Raw genomic sequence first — 25165 nt, forward strand, 5'->3', positions numbered from 1 at the left:
TGAAACAGCAACAGATAGAGGTGGCGGTGGTGGCGGCGTCCTTACTCCTCGGCCTCGCGCATCGCCCGGACCGCCTCCGGAGCCATTGTCCCGATGATCCGCTCCAGATCGTCGATCGTCGCGAACTCGACCACGATCCGCCCCTTCCTCCGGCCGAGGTCCACCTTCACCTTCGTCTCGAAGTGATCGGAGAGCCGGTCGGCGAGGTGGGTGAGACCGGGAGCGGTGGGCTTGGCGACCGGACGCTCCCGCGTCGGCCCCTTCGCCGCCTTGGCGCTCCCCATGGCGACGATCTCCTCCACCGCCCGCACCGACAGGAGCTCCGCGACGATCCGCTTGGCCAACGCGATCTGCTCCTCGGCCGAGCTGAGCCCGAGCAGCGCGCGGGCATGTCCAGCGCTGATGAGCCCGGCGGCGACCTTGGGCTGAACTTCCGGCGGCAGGTTCAGGAGCCGAAGGGTGTTGGTGATGTGCGAGCGCGAACGGCCCACCTTCGCGGCCAGCTGTTCGTGCGTCGCCTGGAAGTCGTCAAGCAGTTGCTGGTACGCCGCCGCCTCTTCGAGCGCGTTCAGCTGCTCTCGTTGCAGGTTCTCGATGAGGGCATCACGGAGAAGGTCGGTGTCCTGGGTGTTGCGGACGATCGCGGGCACCGGATCGAGGCCCACCTTCTGACACGCCCGCCAGCGCCGCTCCCCCATGATGAGCTCGTACTGGCCGCCACCGACCGGCCGGACCACGATCGGCTGCAGCAGCCCCACTTCACGGATGGACGCGACCAGCTCATCCAGCCGCTCCGGGTCGAAAACCTTACGCGGCTGACGCGGGTTGGGGACGATCGCCTTGAGCGCGACCTCCTTGAAGTACGCTCCAGCGATCGGCTTCGGGCCGGCCTCGCTCACCGAGGGCGCGCCGTTGCCATTGGCCGGGGCGGTCGCCGTCGCCATCCCGGGGCCGTCAACAATGGGACCGGTCGGGATGAGCGCCCCGAGCCCCTTGCCCAATCCCCGCCGCTGCTGACTCACTGCGTCTCCTCATCCACCCAACCGATTCCGGTCACCTCAGGAGAGGTTACCGTTGCGAGCGTCGCCGAGTGCCTCCTCGCCACACACCGTCCGGCGGATTTGCCCCAACACACCCACAAACTCACCCAACCCTGCCCGCCGTCGCGCCACTCCCCCAGGATCACACCGGCGCACTCATCGACTCCGTGACTCGCAGCCGCCACCACCACACCCACTGATGGAGCACCATGCCCGGTGCGTAGGCAGCCGCCGCCATCGGCGGGCATCGCCAGCTTCCGTGGGTGCCCCTCATAGTCCTCAAGCGCGTCACTAGGCATGCCGGGGCCAGAAGCAGCGATCCGAGACCGGCACCCGCGCGCCGCTGGACTCCTCCAGCCACACGCCGCCTGCTGAGCCGACGTCAATCGCCGACCGAGCTACAGCTACCGCCGAGCAGAGGCTCCGAAACAGCTATGCCGAGCCGTGTCGCGCCCGGCGGTGTCGCGCCCTGCGGTGCCGAGTCCCGCCGTGTCGAGTCCCGCCGTGTCGAGTCCCGCCGCGTCGAACCCAGCGGCGTCGAACCCAGCGGCGTCGAACCCAGCGGCGTTGAGCCCAGCGGCGTCGAACCCAGCGGCGTTGAGCCCAGCCGCCAGCGCGGCCGAATCACCCGTCACCGCCCACAGGCCGCACCCAGTCGCAGGGCGCCGACCACGGTCCGCCCCGCTCACGGGACCCAGGCGGCCCAACGCAACCAGCCGATCCCACTCGGGACCGGCGCAGACGGCAGAGGCAGGGGGGCGTCAGGCGACCGTGGCGCGGTAGGCGATCTCCCGGGCCGCGTCCATGTAAGCCATCGCCCCACTCGATCCCGGATCGTACGTCATCACCGACTGCCCATAGCTGGGTGCCTCCGACAGCCGCACGCTCCGCGGGATCACCGTGTTCAGCACCGTCTCCCCGAAGTGGGACCGCACCTCCTCCGCCACCTGCGACGCGAGCCGCGTCCGCCCGTCGTACATCGTCAGGACGATCGTGGACAGCCGCAGCGTCGGGTTCAGGTGGGCCTTGATGAGGTCGACGTTCCGGAGGAGCTGGCCGAGGCCCTCCAGCGCGTAGTACTCGCACTGGATGGGGATCATGACCTCGTCCGCCGCCACCAGCGCGTTGACGGTGAGCAGGCCGAGCGACGGCGGGCAGTCGATGATGATGTAGTCCAGCTCGATCTCGTCGTACGCCGCCAGCGCCCGACGCAGCCGCGCCTCCCGCGCGACCAGCGACACCAGCTCGATCTCGGCCCCGGCGAGGTCGATGGTGGCGGGTGCGCAGTAAAGGTTGGGCATCTCGGGCACCTGCTTGACGATGTCCGCCATGGGCAGGTCGTCCACCAGCACCTGGTAAACGTCCGGCACGTCGCCACGGTGCTCGGTGGCGAGGGCGGTGGAGGCGTTGCCCTGCGGGTCCAGATCCACCACGAGCACCCGCTGGCCGTGCATCGAGAGCGCGGCCGCGATGTTCACCGACGTGGTGGTCTTGCCGACGCCACCCTTCTGGTTGGCCACCGCGATCACCCGTGTCTTCGCCGGGCGGGGCCAGCCGGCGTCGCCCGCGCCGGACCCGTCTCCAGCTTGAACGGCCGTCGGGGTTGCGGATGTTTCACGTGAAACCACTGAGCTGAGCGCCTCTCGTACCAACGGCGAATCACCGGGGTTCAGGGGGGTCTGGGTCACGATGGCCATCCTTTCAACCGATGGTGTGCCGGTGCCGGGAATTTGCTGTCGCGACACGCCCATTTCGGGCCAGCCAACCCCGGTGGGACTCGAGGACGGACGACGGTCCGGCCATCCGAGGCCGCTTGACGCGACTGGCACAACCGTCACCTCCTCCGTCGCCGCCCGGCTCGCTCCGGCGCGCGACCCGCTACCACCCGAACCAATGTTGCAGGCGGCTCGACCTTACCGTGCCCGACGGTCACAAGCTCGGCCGTTCGTGCTCCGCTGGCGCGCAATTGGGCTTCGGCCTCGGCCAGCTCGCCGGCCGCCCGCTCCCCCTTCATGGCGATGAGCTCGCCGCCCTCGCGCAGCAGCGGCATCGCCCACGTCAGCAGCCGGTCGAGCGGCGCGACGGCACGGGCGCTGGCGACGTCGAAAACGCGCTTGCCGGCCAGCTCCTCCGCCCGGCCGCGCAGCACCTCGACGTTGCCGAGCTTGAGCGTCGCGACGCATTCCTCCAGGAACACGGTACGGCGCAGCAGCGGCTCCAGCAGCGTGACCCGGATATCCGGCCGGACGATCGCCAGCACGATTCCCGGCAGCCCGGCGCCGGAGCCGATGTCGACCAGTTCGACGTCGGCGGGCACGGCCTCGGCGACGACCGCGCAGTTGAGCAGATGGCGGTCCCAGATCCGCGGCACCTCCCGCGGCCCCAGCAGCCCGCGGACCACGCCGGGCCCCGCCAGCAGCTCGGCGAACGCGTTGGCGCGATCCCAAGCCTCCCCGGCGAAGACGTCCCGCGCTATGTCCGGCGGCGCCGGCAGCTCATCGCTCACTGGTTGGAGGCCCTTTCTCGGTGCTGGTGTCGTGGCCGGACGTGACCGTCCCCGCCGGGGACCTTCCGCGTCCCAGGCTAATCGGGCGATCACAAAGGAAGACTAGCGGGCCGCCCCCAGGGTGACCTTCGAGCACGCCGCCCGCCGTGGCGGACGGACCGGCAGCATGGGGACATATATGCTGACATCACCGCATTGAGGCTGGCCTAGGTACGTACCAGGATAAAAGAGAACGGCCGCCTGCCGCTCGCCAGGGGGCGGGGGCAGACGGCCGCGACGAAGCGGAGGATCAGGCGGGCAGGACCACCACGTAGCGGTTGGGCTCCTCGCCCTCGGACTCGCTGCTGAGCCCGGCGGCGGCCACCGCGTCGTGGACGATCTTGCGCTCGAACGGGGTCATCGGCTGCAGCGACCTGGGCTCGCCGCGGTCCTTGACCTGGTTGGCGACCTCGGTGCCGAGCTTGGTCAGCTCGGCGCGGCGACGCTCCCGGTAGCCGCCGACGTCGAGCATCAGCCGCGAGCGCTCGCCGGTCTGGCGGTGCACGGCCAGGCGGGTCAGCTCCTGCAGCGCCTCCAGGACCTCTCCCCCGGGGCCCACCAGCTCGTTGCCCTTGAGTCCGACGACGGAGACGAGCGCGCGGTCGCCCTCGACGTCCATGTCGATGTCGCCGTCGATGTCGGCGATGTCAAGAAGACCCTCGACGTAGTCGGCAGCGATCTCGCCCTCCTGCTCCAGGGCGGCGAGATCAGGAGCATTCTTCTGCTCGGCCTCGGTCATGGCCGGCCTCTCCTTCGTGGTCACGACTTCTTGCTGCCGGTGCGCTTGCTGCGAGGCTGGCGGCTCGGCTGCTGCCTGATGATCTTAGGCTCCGGCGGGGCCGGAGGGGCCTGCTCCTCCGGAGGCGTCTTGCGGATCTTGGCGATCAGGCCCTGCTTCGGCTCCACGGGGATCGCGTTGCCCTTGGCGTCGAACTGCGGCATCGGGTGCCGGCTGTAGAACCAGTGCTGCTGGCCGAGCGTCCACAGGTTGGTGGTGACCCAGTAGAGGATCAGGCCGAGGGGGAAGTTCAGGCTGAAGAAGGCGAACAGCGGCGAGATGTACATCAGGATCTTCTGCTGCTGCGCCATGGGGTTGTCCGGCATCTGGGCCATGGAGCGGGTCACGCTCTGCCGGACGGTGAGGAACGTGGTCAGCGAGCTGATCGCGACGAAGAAGCCGATGACGACCTTCTGCATCGTCGTGGGCGCCTCGAAGAACGTCGCGGGCAGCGGGGCGCCCAGGATGAGCGCGTGCTTGGCGCTGTCGACGAGTTCCTGCGACATGCCGAACTTCGCCTCGTCCGCCGCGATCGCCCGGAGCACGGTGAACATCGAGATGAAGATCGGGAACTGGGCGACGACGGGGAGGCAGCCGCCGAGCGGGTTGGCCCCGGCTCCCTGGTACAGCGCCATGACCTCCTGGTTCATGCGCTGCTTGTCGTTCTTGTAACGCTTACGGAGCTCCTGGACCTTCGGCGCCAGCTCCTGCATCTTCCGCGACGACCGCATCTGCTTGAGGAACAGCGGGAAGATCAGGATCCTCATGAAGATCGTCAGCGTGATGATGGTGAGCGCCCACGTCAAACCGCTGTTCGGGTCGAGGAACGTGCTGTAAGCACTGTGGATCCAGGTGATGACTTGGGCGACGGCTGTGTACAGCCAGTTGAGCCAGGACAGCTCCACCGAGCTATCTCCCTTGCGTTTCGTGGGACCGGACCGGGCGTGGGGGCACCGGGTCTATACCTCCGGGATGGAATGGGTGGCACCGCCCGATGCGCCGGACAGTCAGCCAGATGCCACGCAACGCACCATGCGTGGCGATCGCCTCGAGGCCGTAGGCACTGCACGACGGATAAAAACGGCAGCGTGGGCCGAGCAGCGGGCTGATGAACGCCCGATAGAACCGGATCGGGACGATCAGCACCCGAGCCGCGACGCTCGGCACCTCGTGCACCTGCTCCGTCATCTCTGTCCACCCGTCGAGGCATCGCGCCGCCTGAGCAAACGATCCAGCGCGGCGTCGAGCTCGGCGGCCAGGTGCTCGAATCGCGCGGACGCGGCCGGTGGATTGGCGCGTACCACAAGCAGGCTACCTCCCGGCAGCCGGTCAAGACGCTCCCGCATCAGGTGTCGGAGCCGTCGCTTGACCTTGTTCCGGGTGACAGCGCCGCCGACGGCCTTGCTCACCACGAAACCCACCAGGGGTGGCTCTTCCCCGGAAACGCGAAAATGCACCACCAAAGTGGGGCGACCCGCGCGCTTGCCTCGCCGCACGGCCGCCTCGAAATCCTCCCCGCGCCGCATGCGGGATTGCCGGGACAGCACCGTATATGCCTATCGCCCGCCGGCGAGATTCGCCGGCGGGCCGATTATCAGGCGCGGGACGGTCAGGCCGACAGCTTCTCGCGGCCCTTGCGGCGGCGGGAGGCCAGGATGGCGCGGCCGGCCCGGGTGCGCATCCGCAGCCGGAAGCCGTGGGTCTTCGCGCGGCGACGGTTGTTCGGCTGGAAAGTACGCTTGCTCACGGGTGGGCTCCAGGTCATTGGTGCGCCCGGCGGGCGCGGTACACACACAGGATGGCCTGCCAGGAAAGCGAGGGCACGCGAAATAGCCGTCGCGTGACAAGCCGACCGTCGTACGTTACGGGCCAATGCCCTCCCAGGTCAAACCGGGCGGGTTGTCCACCAATCCACAGGCGAGTTTTCCCCAGGCCGCACACGTCCACAGTTTGTGCACTCAGGTGCCACTAGGCTGTGGACAACGCCTTGAACACAGCTGTGCACAGAGCTACTGTCGGCCCCTCCGGAGCCGCGGTAACGCGGCGGCGCCACTGTGCACAACATGTGGAGATCCTGTGGAAAAACTGAGCGTGACGCTCGCCTCCCGGGCTGTGGACAAAGGCGTCCGAAGATCGTCAGCGACCGCCGGCATGTGGATGAACGACCGCGGAGGCCGCGAGAGGGAGGAGGGGGAACCGCACTGTGAGCAGTGTCGACCTCGGCACGGTGTGGGCGAGGGCCCTGGGCAACTTCCTCAACGAGAACGTGCCGATCCAGCAGCGTACGTGGCTGTCGATGGTGCGCCCGATCGCCCTGGCCAACGACACGATCGTGCTCGGCGTCCCCAACGACTTCCTCAAGGACCTCATCGAGGGCAAGCTGCGGCCGCTCGTCGCGCACGCGCTGTCCCAGGAGCTCGGCCGGACGATGCGGCTGGCGGTGATGATCGACACGACGGCCCCCGAGCAGCCCGTCGTCGACCTTCATCAACAGCCTGTGGCTCCGAGTTATCCCCAGAGTGTGGAGAACCAGCCGCGTTTTACACAGCATCTCCAACCGCAGGCCCAGCAGGCTTCAGAGCCTCCGCAGTTCTATTCTCCACAGCCCGAGGCGGAGCGTCCGTCCACAGAATATCCACAGCAGGGCTTCGCTTTTGAACAGGCGCAGCCTTACTCGCCGCCCGGCACCCCGCCCGCGGAGAAATCGCCGGAGCCGACCCCGAATCGGTGGGAAGCAAAGAGCAACAAACCCAGCGAACCCGCCCGGCTCAACCAGAAGTACACATTCGAGACTTTCGTCATCGGCGCCAGCAACCGGTTCGCGCACGCGGCCGCCGTGGCCGTCGCGGAGTCGCCGGCGAAGGCGTACAACCCGCTGTTCATCTACGGCGACTCGGGGCTGGGGAAGACCCACCTGCTGCACGCGATCGGGCATTACGCGCAGAGCCTCTACGACGGCGCCCGGGTGCGCTACGTGAGCTCCGAGGAGTTCACCAACGACTTCATCAACAGCATCCGCGACCACAAGGCCGACGGCTTCCGTGGCCGCTACCGCGCGATCGACATCCTGCTCGTGGACGACATCCAGTTCCTGGAGGGCAAGGAGCAGACGCAGGAGGAGTTCTTCCACACCTTCAACACCCTCCACAACGCCAACAAGCAGATCGTCATCTCCAGCGACCGCGCGCCGAAGCAGCTCATCACGCTGGAGGACCGGCTGCGCAACCGCTTCGAGTGGGGCCTGATCACCGACGTCCAGCCGCCCGAGCTGGAGACGCGCATCGCCATCCTCAGGAAGAAGGCCATCCAGGAGGGCCTGGCCGCGCCGCCCGAGGTGCTGGAGTACATCGCCAGCCGCATCTCCACCAACATCCGGGAGCTGGAGGGCGCGCTGATCAGGGTCACCGCGTTCGCCAGCCTCAACCGGCAGGGCGTCGACCTGCAGCTCGCCGAGGTGGTGCTGAAGGACCTCATCACCTCGGAGTCCGACACCGAGATCACCATCGCGGCGATCATGAGCGAGACCGCCAACTACTTCGGCATCAGCATCGACGACCTGTGCGGCACCTCGCGCAGCCGGGCGCTCGTCAACGCCCGGCAGATCGCCATGTATCTCGCCCGGGAGCTGACCGAGCTGTCGCTGCCGAAGATCGGCCAGCAGTTCGGCGGTCGCGACCACACCACGGTGATGCACGCCGAGCGGAAGATCCGCTCGCTGATCGCGGAGCGCAAGTCGATGTACAACCAGGTCAACGAGCTGACAATACGCATCAAGCAGACACAGCGCGGATCCTGAACGTTATGCACAACCTGTGGAAAACACTGTGGAGCAGCGGAAACGTCGATTCGCGGCCCCTCGGCGCCCGGCAATGCCCCGAAAAATCCACCCACAAGGGCTGGGGACAAACCTGGGGACATCTGGGGGAAACCTGGGGACAGCCCGTGGATAACGTGTGGACAGCGTGTGCACAACGGATCTGGGGCTCCAGAAGGGCCTCTTCTACCCCGTGGATAACCTGTGGAAACATCGTGGATAACCCCGGGTTTCCCGTGGATGAAGCGACCATGATCTGGGGACAGCCTGTGGGCAAGGATTCGCCGTCCCCAGGCGGCCCCAGTTACCCCCAGGCGTCACACACAGCCTCGGTGGATGAATTCAGGGCCACTGACCTGGGCGAAGGCCAGTTGTCCACAGTTTCCACAGCCCCTAGTGTGATGACCTCTTCTATCTCTTACTAAGAAACTCAAAGACCCATAGTTGGGCTTCTCCCGGAGCGCGAGTGCGGGAGAGTGGATCCTCGAATCAACGACAGACCCAGGAGGCGGATCACCGTGATGTTCCGGATCGAGCGAGACGTACTCGCCGAGGCGGTGGCCTGGACGGCACGCAGCCTTCCGGCGCGCCCGTCGGTGCCCGTCCTCGCGGGCATGCGCCTGGAGGTCACCGACGACCAGCAGCTGAAGCTCTCCGGCTTCGACTACGAGGTCTCCGCCCAGGTGACGCTGGAGCTGCACACCGGCGAGCCCGGCGTCGTCCTGGTCTCGGGCAAGCTGCTCGCCGAGATCACCCGCGCCCTTCCCGCACAGCCTGTGGACTTCGTGGTCGACGGCGCCAAGGCGGTCGTCACCTGCGGCAGCGCGCGGTTCACCCTCCTCACCATGCCTGTGGAGGACTACCCGTCCCTGCCGGCCATGCCGCCGGCCGCGGGCCGGGTCGGCAGCGACGTGTTCGCCTCGGCCGTCTCCCAGGTGGCCGTCGCAGCCGGTCGTGACGACACGCTGCCGATGCTCACCGGCGTCCGCATGGAGATCGACGGCGACACGGTGACCCTCGCGGCCACCGACCGCTACCGGCTCGCCGTACGCGAGCTGAAGTGGCAGCCGGGCCAGCCCGACTTCTCCGCCATCGCGATGATCCCCGGCAAGACGCTCGCCGACACCGCCAAGGCGCTCGGCAGCACCGGCGCCGAGGTCGAGATCGCGCTCAGCTCCGCGGGCGGCACCGGCGAGGGCATGATCGGCTTCTCCAGCGCCGGCCGCCGCACCACCACGCGCCTGCTCGACCCCGAGTTCCCGAAGTACCGCTCGCTGCTCCCCACTGAGTTCTCCGCGCGCGCCGACCTGTCCACAGGCCCGTTCGTCGAGGCGGTCAAGCGTGTGGCACTCGTCGCCGAGCGCAACACCCCGGTACGCCTCGCGTTCCGCAGCGGCGAGGTCGTGCTGGAGGCCGGCAGCGGCGACGAGGCCCAGGCCGTCGAGGCCCTGCCTGTGGACTACGAGGGCGAGGAGATGAACATCGCCTTCAACCACCAGTTCCTTCTGGAGGGTCTCGGCGCGATCGACTCCGACATCGCCAGGCTCCAGATGACCACGTCCACGAAGCCCGCTATCCTCACGGGTGGCAAACCTGTGGAGGACGGTGCCACCACCGACTACCGATACCTGATCATGCCCATCCGCCTGTCAGGCTGATCCTGTCATCGGGGATGATGAAATCCTGACGAGGGGGTAGGGAAAAAGTCATGCAGATCGGCATGGTGGGACTGGGCAAGATGGGCGGCAACATGGCCGAGCGCCTGCGCCGCGGAGGTCACGACGTCGTCGGCTACGACCGCGATCCCTCGATCAGCGACGTCGAGAGCCTGAAGGGCCTCGTGGAGCGCCTGGAGGCGCCACGGGTCGTCTGGGTCATGGTGCCGGCGGGCAGGCCCACCCAGTCCACCGTGGACGATCTGGGCGAGCTCCTCGACGAGGGCGACATCGTCGTCGACGGCGGCAACTCCCACTATGTGGACGACCAGAAGCACGCCGCCGAGCTGGCCAAGAAGGGCATCGGCTTCGTCGACTGCGGCGTGAGCGGCGGCGTGTGGGGGCTGGAGAACGGCTACGCGCTCATGTGCGGCGGCGACAAGGAGCACGTCGACCGGCTGATGCCGATCTTCGAGACGCTCAAGCCCGAGGGCGAGGACGGCTTCGTCCACGCGGGCGACGTCGGCGCCGGCCATTTCGCGAAGATGGTCCACAACGGCATCGAGTACGGCATGATGCAGGCCTTCGCCGAGGGCTGGGAGCTGCTGGAGGCCTCCGACGTCGTCAAGGACGTACGAGGCTCCTTCTCCAGCTGGCGCACCGGCACCGTCATCCGCTCCTGGCTGCTCGACCTGCTGGTCCGGGCCCTCGACGACGACGAGCGCCTCGACCAGCTCCGCGGCTACGCCCAGGACTCCGGCGAGGGCCGCTGGACCGTCCAGGCCGCCGTCGACCACGCGGTGCCGCTGCCGGTCATCACCGCCGCCCTCTACGCCAGGTTCGCCTCGCGCCAGGACGACTCCCCCGCGATGAAGGTCGTGGCCGCGCTGCGCAACCAGTTCGGCGGCCACGCGATCAACGCGACCGAGGGCAGCACCGCCAAGGGCGCCGACGCGCCGGGCGCGGACGTCAACCCGCCCAAGGAGACCGACCGCTGAAGGCGCGCCTCCGCGGGCGGCGCCTCCATAGGCAGCCGCGGCGGCGGGAGTTCTCCACAGACCGCACGCCGGTGAACCCAGCGACCGGCGAGGCCGACTAACCTCTTTGAGGTGCACGTCGCCCACCTCTCGCTGACCGACTTCCGGTCCTACGCCTCCGTGGAGCTCGGCCTGGAGCCGGGCGTCACGGCGTTCGTGGGGCCCAACGGCCAGGGCAAGACCAACCTGGTCGAGGCCCTCGGCTACGTCGCGACGCACTCCAGCCACCGCGTGGCGACCGACGCGCCCCTCGTCCGCCAGGGGGCCGCCAGGGCGATCGTGCGCTGCGCCGTCCACAGGGACGACCGGCGGGCGCTGATCGAGCTGGAGATCAACCCCGGCCGGGCCAACCGCGCCCGGCTCAACCGCGCGCCCGTCTCGCGCGCCCGCGACGTCGTGGGCCTGCTGCACACGGTGCTGTTCGCCCCCGAGGACCTCGCGCTGTCCAAGGGCGACCCGTCCGAGCGCCGCCGCTTCCTCGACGACCTGCTGGTGGCCAGGGCGCCGAGGTTCGCCGGGGTGCGCGCCGACTACGACCGGGTGCTGAAGCAGCGCGGCGCCCTGCTGCGCACGGCCGCGCAGGCCCGCAGGGGCAGCCGTGGCGCCCGCAGGCAGGAGAGCGACACCGCGTTCGCGGCGGCGGGCGCGGGCGACGTCCTGAGCACCCTGGAGGTGTGGGACGCCCACCTCGCCCGGCATGGTGCCGAGCTGCTGAAGGCGCGGCTGGAGCTGATCGAGGCGCTGCGTCCCCTGGTCGCCGGCGCCTACGCGGCGCTGGCCCCGTCCAGCGCCCCCGCGACGCTGGCCTACCGCAGCACGTTGTCCACAGGTGGGGATGACGACGAGGGGGGTCAGGGGGGCGAATTCCCCGGTGAGCGGGGATCTTTCGATACACAGACGTTATCCACAGACTTGGGGAAAACCCTTGAAGAGCGTCTGCGGGAGCGGCTAGTGGAGGTCCGCCAGTCGGAGCTGGAGCGGGGCGTCACGCTCGTCGGTCCCCACCGCGACGACCTGGTCCTCGGCCTGGGCGACCTGCCCGCCCGGGGCTACGCCAGCCACGGGGAGTCGTGGTCGTTCGCGCTGGCGCTGCGGCTGGCCGCCTACGACCTGCTGCGGGCCGACGGCGGCGACCCCGTGCTGATCCTCGACGACGTCTTCGCCGAGCTCGACAGCCAGCGCCGGCGCCGGCTGGCCGAGATGGTGGCGCCCGCCGAGCAGGTGCTGATCACCGCCGCCGTGCCCGACGACGTGCCGAAGGAGCTCGCGGGCGCCCGGTTCGACGTGGTGGAGGGGAGCGTGACCCGTGTCAGATGAGGACAACCCGACCGCCCGTACGGCCAGAGGGGCGGCCATGGCCAGGGAGAAGCTCGCCCAGGCCAAGGCCGACGCCGCCAAGCGCGGCCAGCTCCCCCGCCGCGAGCCCCGTCGGCGGGGAGCCGGCCCGCGACGGGAGGCCGGCGACCCCCAGCTTTTCGGCCGGGCGATAGCCGACCTGCTGGCCGACCGTGGCTGGGAGCGTTCGGCGGCCGTCGGCGGCGTGTTCGGGCGCTGGCCCGAGATCGTGGGTCCCGACCTGGCCGCCCACACCAAGCCCGACTCGTTCGAGGACGGCGAGGTGCTGATCCTGGCCGACTCGACGGCCTGGGCGACGCAGGTGCGGCTGCTCGCGCGCACCCTCGTGCGCAGGCTCAACGAGGAGCTCGGCGAAGGCACGGTCACGAAGGTCAAGGTCAAAGGGCCGCAGAACGCACCGCGTCCATCAGGGGGTTTGCGGGTGACCGGAAGCCGTGGCCCGGGAGACACCTACGGTTGAGCTCCGGGGGCGATCAGAACAGCCGCAGACGCGATAAGCCCCCTTTCCGCTGGGGGGATGCTGGGCCGGGGGCAAAACGAGCTAGAGGCGACCACAGGCGCGTTCATTGCCACCACGGGGCTCCGGAAGCGGTAGAATGAAAAAGGATTCCGGACACGTCCGCTTGCGTGTCACCCCGGCAGCAAGCCGACTCCCCTGGGTGACCGCGCATCGGGGCACTCACGACGGTGACGGGCACGGCAGGGGCAGCTTCGCATCACGATCGCCTCCCCCGCCGCGTGTCCGCGGCAGGAGGATTTCGCAGTTGTCCTACGACGCTAGCTCAATCACCGTACTCGAAGGGCTTGAGGCGGTTCGCAAGCGCCCGGGTATGTATATCGGCTCGACCGGCGAGCGCGGCCTGCACCACCTTGTCTACGAGATCGTGGACAACGCGGTGGACGAGGCCCTGGCCGGTTACGCGAAGCGCATCGAGATCACGCTGCTCGCCGACAACGGCGTCCGGGTGGTCGACGACGGCCGCGGCATACCTACGGGCATCCACCCTGTGGAGAAGCGCTCCGCGGTCGAGGTCGTGCTGACCACGTTGCACGCCGGCGGCAAGTTCGACAGCCAGGCCTACGCCGTCTCCGGCGGCCTGCACGGCGTCGGCTCGGCCGTCGTCAACGCGCTGTCGACCGCCATGGACGTCGAGATCAAGCAGAACGGCCACTACTGGCGCATGCGTTTCGAGCACTCCAAGCCCGTCGCGCCGCTGGCCAAGGGCGAGGGCACCGACGAGACCGGCACCACGATCACGTTCTGGCCCGACCCCGACGTCTTCGAGACCACCACCTGGAACTACGAGACGCTCTCGCGGCGCTTCCAGGAGACGGCGTTCCTCAACAAGGGCCTCATCATCACGTTCACGGACGAGCGGCCCGACCACGTCAACGGTGAGACGCCGCACACCGTCACCTACCACTACGAGGGCGGTCTGTCCGACTTCGTCAAGCACCTCAACGCCAAGAAGGAGCCGGCGCACGCGTCGATCATCGCCTTCGAGGAGGAGGGCGACGGCATAGCGGTCGAGATCGCGATGCAGTGGAACAACTCCTACTCGGAGTCGGTCTACACGTTCGCCAACATGATCAACACGGCCGAGGGCGGCACCCACGAGGAGGGCTTCCGCGCGGCGCTGACGTCCATCGTCAACCGCTACGCGCGCGAGCAGAAGTTCCTCAAGGAAGGCAAGGACGACAACCTCTCGGGCGAGGACGTCCGCGAGGGCCTGACCGCGATCATCTCGGTCAAGTTGTCCGACCCGCAGTTCGAGGGCCAGACCAAGACCAAGCTGGGCAACACCGAGGCGAAGTCGTTCGTCCAGAAGGCGTGCAACGACCACCTGCGCGACTGGCTGGAGCGCAACCCCGGCGAGGCCAAGGACATCATCAACAAGTCGCTGCAGGCCTCCCGAGCGCGCCTCGCCGCCCGCCAGGCCCGCGACCTCACCCGGCGCAAGTCGCTCCTGGAGTCCGGCAGCGGCCTGCCCGGCAAGCTGGCCGACTGCCAGTGGAACGACCCGGAGAAGTGCGAGCTGTTCATCGTCGAGGGCGACTCGGCCGGCGGCTCGGCCAAGGGCGGCCGCGACTCGCGTTTCCAGGCGATCCTGCCCATCCGCGGCAAGATCCTCAACGTCGAGAAGGCGCGGATCGACAAGGTACTGAAGAACAACGAGGTGCAGGCGCTGATCACCGCGCTCGGCACCGGTGTGCACGACGAGTTCGACATCGGCAAGCTGCGCTACCACAAGGTCATCCTGATGGCCGACGCCGACGTCGACGGCCAGCACATCAACACGCTGCTGCTGACGCTGCTGTTCAGGTTCATGAGGCCGCTGATCGAGGCCGGGCACGTCTACCTGTCCTGCCCGCCGCTGTACAAGATCAAGTGGGACCGGAAGGGCGAGGACGCCTCCTACGCCTACTCCGACCCCGAGCGGGACGCGGTCATCGCCGAGGGCGTCGCCAACGGCAAGCCCGACCCCCGGCCCCGCGACAACGTGCAGCGCTTCAAGGGCCTCGGCGAGATGAACGCCGGCCAGCTCTGGGAGACCACGATGAACCCGGCGACCCGGTTGCTGCGGCTGGTCACGCTCGACGACGCGGCGCAGGCCGACGACCTGTTCAGCGTGCTCATGGGCGAGGACGTGGAGGCGCGGCGCGACTTCATCATCCGGAACGCCCGTGACGTGCGCTTCCTCGACGTTTAAGGAAATTCACCTGTGACGGACGTGAACACCACTCCCCCGGCTGAGCGCATCGAACCTGTGGACATCCAGTCCGAGATGCAGCGCAGCTACATGGACTACGCGATGTCGGTCATCGTGTCCAGAGCGCTGCCGGACGTGCGCGACGGACTCAAACCCGTGCACCGGCGGGTGCTCTACGCGATGTACGACGGGGGCTACCGCCCCGACCGCGGCTACTTCAAGTGCGCCCGCGTCGTCGGTGACGTGATGGGCACCTACCACCCCCACGGCGACACCTCGATCTACGACGCGCTGGTCCGCCTCGCCCAGTCGTGGTCGCTGCGCTATCCGCTGGTGGACGGCCAGGGCAACTTCGGCTCGCCGGGCAACGACCCGGCGGCGGCGATGCGCTACACCGAGTGCAAGCTCGCGCCCATCGCCATGGAGATGCTGCGCGACATCGACAAGGACACCGTCGACTTCCGTCCCAACTACGACGGCAAGTCGCAGGAGCCCGACGTCCTCCCGTCGCGCTTCCCGCAGCTCCTGGTCAACGGCTCCGGCGGCATCGCGGTCGGCATGGCCACCAACATCCCGCCGCACAACCTGCGCGAGGTCGCCTCGGCGGTCAAGTGGGCGCTGGAGAACCCCGAGGCCACCGACGACGAGCTGCTCGAAGCGTCGATCAGGCTGGTCAAGGGCCCCGACTTCCCCACCAAGGCGCTCATCGTCGGCCGGCGGGGCATCGAGGACGCCTACCGCACCGGCCGCGGCTCCATCACCATGCGGGCCGTGGTCGAGGTCGAGGAGGAGAAGGGGCGGCAGGCGCTGGTCGTCACCGAGCTGCCCTACCAGGTCAACCCCGACAACCTCGCGCTGAAGATCGCCGAGCTGGTCCGCGAGGGCAAGCTCACCGGCATCGCCGACGTACGCGACGAGAGCTCCTCGCGGGTCGGCCAGCGCCTGGTGATCGTCCTCAAGCGGGACGCGGTCGCCAAGGTCGTGCTCAACAACCTCTACAAGCACACCCAGCTCCAGGACACCTTCGGCGCCAACATGCTGGCCCTGGTCGACGGCGTGCCGCGCACGCTGCGCCTCGACCAGTTCATCCGGCACTACGTGGCCCACCAGATCGAGGTCATCGTCCGGCGCACCCGCTACCTCCTCCGCAAGGCCGAGGAGCGCGCCCACATCCTGCGCGGCCTGCTGAGGGCCCTGGAGCGGCTCGACGACGTCATCGCCCTCATCCGGGCCTCGGACTCCGCCGCGCACGCCCAGCAGGGCCTCATGTCGCTGCTGGAGATCGACGAGGTCCAGGCGCAGGCCATCCTCGACATGCAGCTGCGCAAGCTCGCCGCCCTGGAGCGCCAGGCCATCCAGGACGAGTACGACTCCCTCATGACGCAGATCGCCGAGTACAACGCGATCCTCGCCAGCGAGGCCCGCCAGCGCGAGATCATCAACGAGGAGCTCGCCGAGGTCGTCGGCCGCTACGGGGACGAGCGGCAGACCGAGATCATCGCCTACGACGGCGACATGTCGATCGAGGACCTCATCGCCGAGGACGAGATCGTCGTCACCATCACCCGCGGCGGCTACGCCAAGCGCACCAAGACCGACTCCTACCGCGCCCAGAAGCGGGGCGGCAAGGGCGTACGCGGTGCCCAGCTGCGCCAGGACGACATCGTCGACCACTTCTTCGTCACCACCACCCACCACTGGCTGCTGTTCTTCACGAACAAGGGTCGGGTCTACCGGGTCAAGGCGTACGAGCTGCCCGAGGGCGCGCGTGACGCAAGGGGCATGCATCTCGCGAACCTTTTGGCCATGCAGCCCGACGAAACAGTCATGGAGGTTCTCGACCTGCGCGACTACCACGTCGCGCCTTACCTCGTCCTGGCCACCCGCAGCGGCCTGGTCAAGAAGACCCGCCTGTCGGAGTACGACTCCCCCAGGTCCGGCGGTCTGATCGCGATCAACCTGCGGGAGGACGACGAGGTCATCGGAGCCCGTCTGGTCTCCGAGCACGACGACCTGCTGCTGGTCTCCAAGGGGGCGCAGGCCATCAGGTTCACGGCCTCCGACGAGGCGCTCCGCCCCATGGGGCGGGCGACCAGCGGCGTGATCGGCATGAGGTTCCTCGAAGGCGACGAACTTCTCGCCATGAATCGCATGGCCGACGGTCAAGACGTGCTTATCGCCACGAAGGCGGGGTACGCAAAGCGGACGCCAGTGGAGCAGTATCCGGTTCAGGGCCGTGGCGGTAGAGGGGTGCTGACGGCAAAGATCGTGAGTTCCCGTGGCAAGCTGGTTGGAGCCGTCATGGTCAACCCCGAGGACGAGGTCTTCGCGATCACGTCCGCCGGTGGTGTGATCCGGACGAGTGCCGGCGAGATCAAGCAGTCCGGCCGTCAGACCATGGGAGTTCGATTGATGAATCTCGCTGAAGGCGACAGCGTGGTGGCCCTCGCCCGGAACGCGGAGTCCATGGAGACTTCGGTGGACAGTGATGAAGACGGGGGAGGAGAGTAGTCCATGAGCGCCCAGGGTGGCCCCGCCAGGACCCAGGCGGCTTCGGGTAACGGACAACAGCCCAAAAAGCCCGGAGAAACCGAGATTTTCAACCCGGTCGACGACGGCCAGGACACCACCTCGCCCGCGCAGGGCAAGCCCGTCCCGGCCAAGGACGAGCCGCAACAGCGCTCCCATGCGCCCGGCGCGCCTGTGGACGGCAACCGCAACGACGGCAACCGCAACGACGGCATGCGTAATGACGGGATGCGCAACGACGGCATGCGCGCCCGTCCGTCGCTGGCCACCGAGGCTCCGCCGCAGGTGGAGCTGCCGAGCGGCAAGAACAAGAAGAACTCCGCCAACTCCGGCGGCGGCCGGCTGCCCCGCAAGGCCCACCTGGTCCTGCGGCGCATCGAACCGTGGTCGGCCATGAAGTTCAGCTTCGTGGTGTCGCTGGTGTGCTTCGTGGTGCTGTTCGTGGCCGTGGCCGTGCTCTACGGCGTGCTGCAGGCCCTCGGTGTGTTCGACAGCATCGTGGACCTGGTCAACCAGCTCGGCCAGGGTGAGCAGGGCCAGAGCTCGATCCCGATCGACATCGCCTCGTGGTTCGAGCCGGTGCGCATCCTCGGCTACACGGCCCTGATCGGCGCCGTCAACGTCGTGCTGATCACCGCACTCTCCACGCTGGGCGCGGTCATCTACAACATCTCCTCCGACCTCGTCGGAGGCGTCGAGGTGACCTTCAGCGAGGCCGAATAGCGCGTACACGGAAGGCCGCTCGCGCCGTCCCTCCCGGGCCCGCCGGGGGCCGGGGACGGCGCGAGCAGCTCTCCGGACGCGGTAAGCTTTTCCTCGTCCGCACAACCGGTTCGCCTCCACACCAGGGATGCGATACGGTTCCATGTGCAGCGGGGCTATAGCTCAGTCGGTTAGAGCGCTTCCCTGATAAGGAAGAGGTCCCAGGTTCAAGTCCTGGTAGCCCCACCCAGTTCGACCAGCGAAAAGGCCGCTATCCGAGTTTCGGAGGGCGGCCTTTTGTGTTCGCGGTGGCTTCCGGGTGATGGAGTGGACATGGGTGGCCGGACGGTGCTGGTGACGGTGAGAGCGCTGGCCATCGCAACGGGAGCGCTGCTGGTCATCGGGCCGTTGGTCCGCCGGCGGGAAGGGCGGCCTCCGACTTCCGCCTCGTCTCCGAGCAGCGGGTCGCGGCGGCTGAACCCCTCGGCAAGCCGCTGAAAGGTCACACGGGCGGGGTCAAGGCGGTGGCCGTGGGCAGGTGCAGCGACGGCACTCCGGTGGCCGTCTCCGGGGACATTCCGCCCGGTCCCGACGAGGACGGTGGCACGCCACCGAGTTGGATCCGGATCTGGAACCTGGACACCGGCAAGCCGATCGGCGCGTCCATCGAAGTCCCGAGCCGCGGCGGCGTCGAGGTGGTGGTCGGGCGGCGGGGTGACGGCTCCCCCGTCATCGTCTCAGGGGATGACGACGGCAACCTGCTGATGTGGGACCTCGACACAGGGGAACGCGTCGGCGAGCCCCTGGGCGGGCACACCCGTCCGATCTCCGCCCTGGCGACCGGGCGACGCAGCGACGGAACCTTTGTCGTCGTGTCCGGCGGCATGGACAAGACCATCCGGATCTGGAGCCTGCGACGAGCTGCGTGAGCAGGTCGTGCGCGCTCGATCACCGGTGTGACGCAACCTTCCAAGGGACTTGTGCATGTAGATGGCATGAGATCCGAGACAGTCCATCCTCCACCCCGTTCGGGGGGTGTCGAGTCCTCGGCCGACACGGTCGTGACCGAGTTGTTCCTCGCCCACCGTCTCGCGATGGTGCGCCTGGCGTTCCTGCTGGTCGGTGACCAGGAGACGGCCGAGGACGTGGCCCAGGACGCGTTCGCCGAGGTGTACCGCAGGTGGAACCGGCTGGCCGACCGGGGGCAGTTGCTGCCGTACCTGCGTACGGCCGTGGTCAACGGGTGCCGGATGGTGCTGCGGCGCAGGACGATCGTCGGGCGGTTCCGCGCTCACCGTGAGGTTCCCTTCTGGTCGGCGGAGGCGGCGGCGCTGCTGGGTGAGACCCGGCGAGAGGTGTTCCTGGCCGTACGGGCTCTGCCGCGACGCCAGCGTGAGGTGCTGGTGCTGCGGTTCTACCTGGACCTGTCGGAGGCGGAGATCGCCCAGGCGATGGGGGTCAGCCGCGGAACGGTCAAATCGACGGCATCCCGGGCGCTGAAGGTGCTCGCCGCGAAACTGCAGGAGGAGCGATGACCCGGAACGTCGAGGACCGGCTCCGCGACGCGTTCACCGTCGGCGCGGAACTGGTGTCCCCGGAGAGCCTGAAAGGCGTCGCGGCTCCTGTCGTGGCCAGGCCGCGCAGAACCTTTCCTGGGCTGCCGGTGCTGGCGGCCGCCTCCGTCGCCGTGGTGCTCGGCGCGGTCGCGATCTTTCCCTCCTGGTCGCGGCAACCCGTGACTCCTGGAGGGTTCACCGCCGTCGTGGACGCGCTGGCGAGGCGGGTCGAGCAGCCGCGTGAATACTGGCGCAGCGAGACGGAGACCCTGACGAGGGGACGGCCGTCCAAGCAGACGTACAACGTCGAGGAGCGTACCCGCAGGGTCTACTGGGCGACTCCCCGCGGCACCGCCGTGGCGACCACGCCGCTCCAGACCCGGCCCGTGACGACCGCCGACGAGCGGAAGTGGCGTGCGGCGGGTGCGCCCGCCCTGTGCGGTTTCGCGGTGGGCTGCAAAGGCGTGGAGGACCGGCGAGGCAGGACGGACTACTGGTTCGCGGAGGGTTTCGAGTTCGGCCCGGTGTCGTTGACCCGTCCGCAGCTCCTGGCGCTGCCGCAGGATCCGCAGCGGCTCGAAGCGGAGTTGCTGCGGGCCCTGCGGAGCCAGGGCCGCCTGGATCCGCCCGGCCCCGGCGTTCAGGTCAAGCAGCCCTCGGAGCAGGACCTGTTGTGGCTGACGGGCGAGTGGTTGCTCACGCAGATGCCCACCCCGCCCGCCGTGCGGGCGGCCGTCCTGCGCATGATGGCCGCGTTGCCGGGGGCGCGGATCGTGGACGAGGCCAAGGACGCCGAAGGGCGAAGCGGTCTGGCGATCGTGCGCAAGGCCGAGCGCGATCCGATGGAGTCGCGTCTGGTGATCGATCGCTCCAGCGGCGACGTGCTCGGGACGATGACTCTGGTGGCCGGGCCACTGCCCGCACGCGCCGGTCTGGAGGTCGGTGACCTGGCCTCCGCGGTGGTGGTCAGGAAGCGAGGCTGGACCGGCGAGGGGCCCCGGCTGCCCGACGGGTGCGTCCAGGAGGCGGGGAAGACCTGTCGCGGCTCGTGAGCGGGTCGTTCAGTGACCGCCGGCGGCTGCCGCGAGGGCCCGGAGGATCTGGTCGCGTACGGGACGGGGCTTGGCGGGCAGGAGGGCGGGCAGGTCGCTCCCCCGGGCCTGGAGGTTGCCGGCGATGACGTTGGAGAAGGTCGAGAGCGTGTGCGTGACCTGGTAGGGCTCCAGACCGAGGCCGGTCAGCGCCTCGCGGGCGGCCGACAGCGGGATCGGCCGGTAGCGGACCGGCCGGTCCAGCACGCCGGTCAGCGCCTCGGCGAGGTCGCCGCCGCCGACCGCCTCGACGCCCTCCAGCTCGTACGTCCGGCCCGCGTGCCGGCTGCGGCGGCCTGCGGCGAGGTCGTGCCGGATCTCCGCCGCCACCCGGACGGCGACGTCGGCCAGGTCCTCCCGCGCCACCGCCGTCATCCGCCCGGTGCCGAGCGCGGCGGTGAACACGCCGGACTCGGCGGCCGTGGCGGCGCCCAGCACGGCGAGCCCGGCCGGGATCTCGGCGTACAGGCCGTTGCGCAGGATCGTCACCTCGAACGAGGCGGCGGCGAGGCGCGCCTCGGTCCAGCGGTGCGGCGGCGCGATGGTCAGCGGCTCGCCGGAGCGCGCCAGGCTGGTGTAGACGACATGCCGGACGCCCGCGGCCTCGGCCGCGTCCACCACGGCGCCGTGGCGGGCGAGCACCACGTCGTCCTCGGCGTACCCGGCCGAGACGAACACGAGGACGTCCACGCCGTGGAAGCCGGCGGCGAGCGAGGCCGGGTCGTCGAAGTCGATCCGGCGGGCGGTCACGCCGTCGCCCGAGCGGGTGCCGCCCGCCACCTCAAGGCCGTCCAGGGCGGACAGGCCGCGGTGGATCAGGCCGCCGAGCCCGCCGGAGATGCCGGTCACGAGAATCATTCGGTGCTCCCCGATGTTGATCTGGATCAGAACGTGACCGATCATCCGCGCCCGGCCGCGGCAGCGTAAGGAGGCACTTTCGTGTCAGTGACGAACACCGCGGTAATCCCGCAGGTCAGCGGCTCATCCCCCGCCGGGCCGTGTGGTGATGACGACTGCGGGATCCGCGACGTGCTCGACCGGCTCGGGGATCGATGGACCGTGCTGGTGCTGGTCGAGCTGACCAAGGGGACGCGCCGTTTCCGTGAGCTGGAACGCGCGATCCCCGGCATCTCGCAGCGGATGCTCACGCTGACCACGAAACGGCTGTGCCGCGACGGGCTGGTCGAACGTACGCTCTATCCGACCGTCCCGCCGCAGACCGACTACCGGCTCACGGCCATGGGCAGGAGCCTGGCGGGCATGGTGTCCGCCCTCGCCGACTGGTCCCGCGAGCACAAGGACGCCGTCGCCGCCGCCCGTACCCGCTGGGACCAGCAGCACCCGTAGCGCGGCTCAGACCTCCTCCACGCTGCTCGGCTCGCGCCGGGACAGGTCGATGCCGAGCTCCTCCGCTGCGCGGAAGACGTCCTCGTCGGTGTCGCGCATCTCGATGGACATGCCGTCGCTGGAGAGCACCTCGACGTTGAGGCACAGCGACTGCATCTCCTTGATGAGGACCTTGAAGGACTCCGGGATGCCGGGCTCGGGGACGTTCTCGCCCTTGACGATGGCCTCGTAGACCTTCACCCGGCCGACCACGTCGTCCGACTTGATGGTGAGCTGCTCCTGGAGGGCGTGGGCGGCGCCGTACGCCTCCAGCGCCCACACCTCCATCTCACCGAAGCGCTGGCCGCCGAACTGGGCCTTACCGCCGAGCGGCTGCTGGGTGATCATGGAGTACGGGCCGGTCGAGCGAGCGTGGATCTTGTCGTCGACCAGGTGGTTCAGCTTGAGTATGTACATGTAACCGACGGCGATGGGATAGGGGAACGGCTCGCCGCTGCGGCCGTCGAAGAGCATGGCCTTGCCGCTCCGTCCCACCAGGCGTTCGCCGTCGCGGTTGGGCACGGTGTTGTCGAGGAGGCCGAGGATCTGCTCCTCGTGGGCGCCGTCGAAGACCGGGGTGGCGACGTTGGTGCGTGGCTCGACCTGGCCGAAGCCCTTGTCGCGCAGGTGCTCGGCCCACGCCTCCTCGACGCCGGAGATGTCCCATCCCTGGGCGGCGATCCAGCCCAGATGCGTCTCCAGCACCTGCCCGACGTTCATGCGGCCGGGGACGGCCAGCGGGTTGAGGATGATGTCGACCGGGGTGCCGTCCTCCAGGAACGGCATGTCCTCGACCGGCAGGATCTTGGAGATGACGCCCTTGTTGCCGTGCCGGCCGGCCAGCTTGTCACCGTCGGTGATCTTGCGCTTCTGCGCGACGTAGACGCGGACCAGCTCGTTGACGCCCGGAGGAAGCTCGTCGCCCTCCTCGCGGGAGAACACCCGGACGCCGATGACCTTGCCGGACTCGCCGTGCGGCACCTTCAGCGAGGTGTCGCGCACCTCGCGAGCCTTCTCGCCGAAGATCGCGCGCAGCAGCCGCTCCTCCGGGGTCAGCTCGGTCTCGCCCTTCGGGGTGACCTTGCCGACCAGGATGTCGCCGGTCCTCACGTCCGCGCCGATGCGGACGATGCCACGGTCGTCGAGGTCGGCCAGCACCTCCTCGGAGACATTGGGGATGTCCCGGGTGATCTCCTCGGGGCCCAGCTTGGTGTCGCGGGCATCGACCTCGTGCTCCTCGATGTGGATCGACGACAGCACGTCGTCCTGCACCAGGCGCTGGGACAGCACGATGGCGTCCTCGTAGTTGTAGCCCTCCCACGGCATGAACGCCACCAGGAGGTTCTTGCCCAGCGCCAGCTCACCGCCGTCCGTGGAGGGGCCGTCCGCGATGACCTGGCGGGCCTCCACCCGCTCCCCCTCGGCGACGATCGGCTTCTGGTTGATGCTCGTGCCCTGGTTCGAGTGCCTGAACGTCGCCAGCCGGTACGTCGTGCCGGTGCCGTCGTCGTTCCTGACCGTGACGTAGTCGGCGCAGACCTCCTCGACCACCCCGGCCTTAGCGGCGAGCACCAGGTCACCCGTGTCCGTGGCGGCGCGGTACTCCATGCCGGTGCCGACGAACGGCGCCTCGCTCCGCAGCAGCGGGACGGACTGGCGCATCATGTTCGCGCCCATGAGCGCGCGGTTGGCGTCGTCGTGCTCCAGGAACGGGATCATCGCCGTCGCCACCGACACCATCTGGCGCGGCGAGACGTCCATGTAGTGCACGTCGTGGCCGCGGACGTACTCGGCCTCGCCGCCCTTCGTGCGGACCATCACCCGGGGCTCGGCGAAGCCGCCGTCCGCCGAGAGAGGGGAGTTCGCCTGGGCGATGACGTACCTGTCCTCCTCGTCGGCGGTCAGGTAGTCGATCTGCTCGGTGACCCGGCCGTCGACGACCTTGCGGTAGGGCGTCTCGATGAAGCCGAAGGCGTTGAGCCGGGCGAAACAGGCGAGATAGCCGATGAGGCCGATGCTCGGGCCCTCGGGGGTCTCGATCGGGCACATCCGGCCGTAGTGGGACGGGTGCACGTCACGCATCTCCACGCCCGCCCGCTCCTTGGACAGGCCGCCCGGTCCGATGGCGGACAGGCGCCGGCGATGCGTCAGCCCGGTCAGGGGATTGGTCTGGTCCATGAACTGCGACAGCTGCGAGGTGCCGAAGAACTCCTTCATCGACGCCACGACCGGCCGGATGTTGATCAGGGTCTGCGGCGTGATCGCCTCGACGTCCTGGGTGGTCATCCGCTCCCGCACGACCCGCTCCATGCGGGCCAGACCCAGGCGCACCTGGTTCTGGATCAGCTCCCCCACGTTCCGGACCCGCCGGTTGCCGAGGTGGTCGATGTCGTCGACCTCGACGATCACCTCACCGCCCGCGCCCGGCATCGACTCCTCGCCGGCGTGCAGCCGGACGATGTACTCGATCGTGGCGACGATGTCCTCTTCGGTCAGGGTGCCCTGCGTGATCTCCGCATCGACCCCGAGCTTCTTGTTGATCTTGTAGCGGCCCACCTTCGCCAGGTCATACCGCTTGGCGTTGAAGTACAGATTCTCCAGCAGCGTCTGCGCCGACTCCTTGGTCGGCGGCTCACCCGGCCGCAGCTTGCGGTAGATGTCCAGCAGCGCGTCGTCCTGACCCGCCGTGTGATCCTTCTCCAGCGTCGCCCGCATCGACTCGTACTGGCCGAACCGCTCCAGAATCTGGTCGTTCGTCCAGCCCAGCGCCTTCAGCAGCACCGTCACGGCCTGCTTGCGCTTACGGTCGATCCGCACACCGACGCTGTCACGCTTGTCGATCTCGAACTCCAGCCAGGCACCCCGCGACGGGATCACCTTGCACCCGTACAGGTCCTTGTCGGAGGTCTTGTCCACAGTGCGCTCGAAATACACACCGGGCGAACGGACCAGCTGCGAGACCACG

General features: G+C 68.8%; 22 protein-coding genes and 1 tRNA gene. 13 read left to right on the plus strand and 10 right to left on the minus strand.

The window, feature by feature from the left end; genetic code table 11:
• Positions 1-41 precede the first annotated feature (41 nt).
• From BMW85_RS30695 to rpmH, 8 genes are all read right to left on the minus strand, one after another.
• Positions 42-1022: a ParB/RepB/Spo0J family partition protein gene (locus BMW85_RS30695; RefSeq protein ID WP_091088331.1), complete on the minus strand. Its 981-nt coding sequence runs from the start codon at positions 1020-1022 to the stop codon at positions 42-44.
• A 779-nt stretch (positions 1023-1801) separates the two neighbouring features.
• On the minus strand, positions 1802-2737 hold the full coding sequence (locus BMW85_RS30700) for a ParA family protein (RefSeq protein WP_218155980.1): 936 nt from the start codon (positions 2735-2737) through the stop codon (positions 1802-1804).
• Between the two features lie 137 nt (positions 2738-2874).
• On the minus strand, positions 2875-3546 hold the full coding sequence (gene rsmG / locus BMW85_RS30705; RefSeq protein WP_091088337.1) for a 16S rRNA (guanine(527)-N(7))-methyltransferase RsmG: 672 nt from the start codon (positions 3544-3546) through the stop codon (positions 2875-2877).
• A 289-nt stretch (positions 3547-3835) separates the two neighbouring features.
• Positions 3836-4324 carry a Jag family protein gene (locus BMW85_RS30710; protein ID WP_091088339.1) on the minus strand — a complete coding sequence of 163 codons (489 nt, stop codon included), beginning with the start codon at positions 4322-4324 and terminating at the stop codon, positions 3836-3838.
• 20 nt (positions 4325-4344) lie between these two features.
• Complete coding sequence (gene yidC, locus BMW85_RS30715) at positions 4345-5268, minus strand: membrane protein insertase YidC (RefSeq protein ID WP_091088342.1); 924 nt, start codon at positions 5266-5268, stop codon at positions 4345-4347.
• 4 nt (positions 5269-5272) lie between these two features.
• Positions 5273-5551 carry a membrane protein insertion efficiency factor YidD gene (yidD, locus tag BMW85_RS30720; RefSeq protein ID WP_084685948.1) on the minus strand — a complete coding sequence of 93 codons (279 nt, stop codon included), beginning with the start codon at positions 5549-5551 and terminating at the stop codon, positions 5273-5275.
• Complete coding sequence (gene rnpA / locus BMW85_RS30725) at positions 5548-5910, minus strand: ribonuclease P protein component (RefSeq protein WP_091088344.1); 363 nt, start codon at positions 5908-5910, stop codon at positions 5548-5550. Before rnpA ends, yidD begins: the two co-directional genes overlap by 4 nt.
• Before the next feature lie 62 nt (positions 5911-5972).
• On the minus strand, positions 5973-6110 hold the full coding sequence (gene rpmH / locus BMW85_RS30730) for a 50S ribosomal protein L34 (protein WP_020547366.1): 138 nt from the start codon (positions 6108-6110) through the stop codon (positions 5973-5975).
• A gap of 456 nt (positions 6111-6566) precedes the next feature.
• Here rpmH and dnaA point away from each other — a divergent pair, with 456 nt between their 5' ends.
• The 12 genes from dnaA (at position 6567) to BMW85_RS30790 (ending at position 20775) form a co-directional block, all read left to right on the plus strand.
• Entirely contained in the window at positions 6567-8159 is a 1593-nt protein-coding gene (dnaA, locus tag BMW85_RS30735) for a chromosomal replication initiator protein DnaA (RefSeq protein WP_091088348.1), read from the plus strand.
• 536 nt (positions 8160-8695) lie between these two features.
• Positions 8696-9835 (plus strand): DNA polymerase III subunit beta, encoded by a 1140-nt coding sequence (dnaN, locus tag BMW85_RS30740; protein ID WP_026215202.1) that lies wholly within the window; start codon positions 8696-8698, stop codon positions 9833-9835.
• Positions 9836-9885: 50 nt separating this feature from the next.
• Positions 9886-10830 carry a phosphogluconate dehydrogenase (NAD(+)-dependent, decarboxylating) gene (gnd, locus tag BMW85_RS30745; RefSeq protein ID WP_091088350.1) on the plus strand — a complete coding sequence of 315 codons (945 nt, stop codon included), beginning with the start codon at positions 9886-9888 and terminating at the stop codon, positions 10828-10830.
• 111 nt (positions 10831-10941) lie between these two features.
• On the plus strand, positions 10942-12186 hold the full coding sequence (gene recF, locus BMW85_RS30750; RefSeq protein ID WP_091088352.1) for a DNA replication/repair protein RecF: 1245 nt from the start codon (positions 10942-10944) through the stop codon (positions 12184-12186).
• On the plus strand, positions 12176-12685 hold the full coding sequence (locus BMW85_RS30755) for a DciA family protein (RefSeq protein ID WP_245775163.1): 510 nt from the start codon (positions 12176-12178) through the stop codon (positions 12683-12685). The genes recF and BMW85_RS30755 overlap by 11 nt, the downstream gene beginning before the upstream one ends.
• Positions 12686-12989: 304 nt before the next feature.
• Positions 12990-14936 carry a DNA topoisomerase (ATP-hydrolyzing) subunit B gene (gyrB, locus tag BMW85_RS30760; protein ID WP_091088357.1) on the plus strand — a complete coding sequence of 649 codons (1947 nt, stop codon included), beginning with the start codon at positions 12990-12992 and terminating at the stop codon, positions 14934-14936.
• A gap of 12 nt (positions 14937-14948) precedes the next feature.
• Complete coding sequence (gene gyrA / locus BMW85_RS30765; protein ID WP_091088359.1) at positions 14949-17447, plus strand: DNA gyrase subunit A; 2499 nt, start codon at positions 14949-14951, stop codon at positions 17445-17447.
• A 3-nt stretch (positions 17448-17450) separates the two neighbouring features.
• Positions 17451-18188: a DUF3566 domain-containing protein gene (locus tag BMW85_RS30770; protein WP_091088361.1), complete on the plus strand. Its 738-nt coding sequence runs from the start codon at positions 17451-17453 to the stop codon at positions 18186-18188.
• Between the two features lie 151 nt (positions 18189-18339).
• Positions 18340-18413, plus strand: a tRNA-Ile gene (locus BMW85_RS30775).
• 311 nt (positions 18414-18724) lie between these two features.
• A complete protein-coding gene (locus BMW85_RS30780; RefSeq protein ID WP_143082444.1) occupies positions 18725-19096 on the plus strand; it encodes a WD40 repeat domain-containing protein in 372 nt (123 codons plus the stop codon).
• 132 nt (positions 19097-19228) lie between these two features.
• Positions 19229-19702 carry a SigE family RNA polymerase sigma factor gene (locus BMW85_RS30785; RefSeq protein WP_281249617.1) on the plus strand — a complete coding sequence of 158 codons (474 nt, stop codon included), beginning with the start codon at positions 19229-19231 and terminating at the stop codon, positions 19700-19702.
• A complete protein-coding gene (locus tag BMW85_RS30790) occupies positions 19699-20775 on the plus strand; it encodes a CU044_5270 family protein (RefSeq protein ID WP_091088367.1) in 1077 nt (358 codons plus the stop codon). Before BMW85_RS30785 ends, BMW85_RS30790 begins: the two co-directional genes overlap by 4 nt.
• A 9-nt stretch (positions 20776-20784) precedes the next feature.
• Here BMW85_RS30790 and BMW85_RS30795 read toward each other — a convergent pair whose 3' ends face one another.
• Positions 20785-21672: an NAD(P)H-binding protein gene (locus BMW85_RS30795; protein ID WP_177240958.1), complete on the minus strand. Its 888-nt coding sequence runs from the start codon at positions 21670-21672 to the stop codon at positions 20785-20787.
• A gap of 81 nt (positions 21673-21753) precedes the next feature.
• On the opposite strand from BMW85_RS30795, the gene BMW85_RS30800 reads away from it, so the two are divergent.
• A complete protein-coding gene (locus tag BMW85_RS30800) occupies positions 21754-22161 on the plus strand; it encodes a winged helix-turn-helix transcriptional regulator (protein WP_091088370.1) in 408 nt (135 codons plus the stop codon).
• 6 nt (positions 22162-22167) lie between these two features.
• Here BMW85_RS30800 and rpoB read toward each other — a convergent pair.
• On the minus strand, positions 22168-25165 hold a 2998-nt coding region (rpoB, locus tag BMW85_RS30805; protein WP_091088372.1), incomplete at its 5' end, for a DNA-directed RNA polymerase subunit beta.

Origin of the sequence: Nonomuraea wenchangensis, from assembly GCF_900111685.1 — a bacterium.
GTDB classification, from domain to species: Bacteria; Actinomycetota; Actinomycetes; order Streptosporangiales; family Streptosporangiaceae; genus Nonomuraea; species Nonomuraea wenchangensis.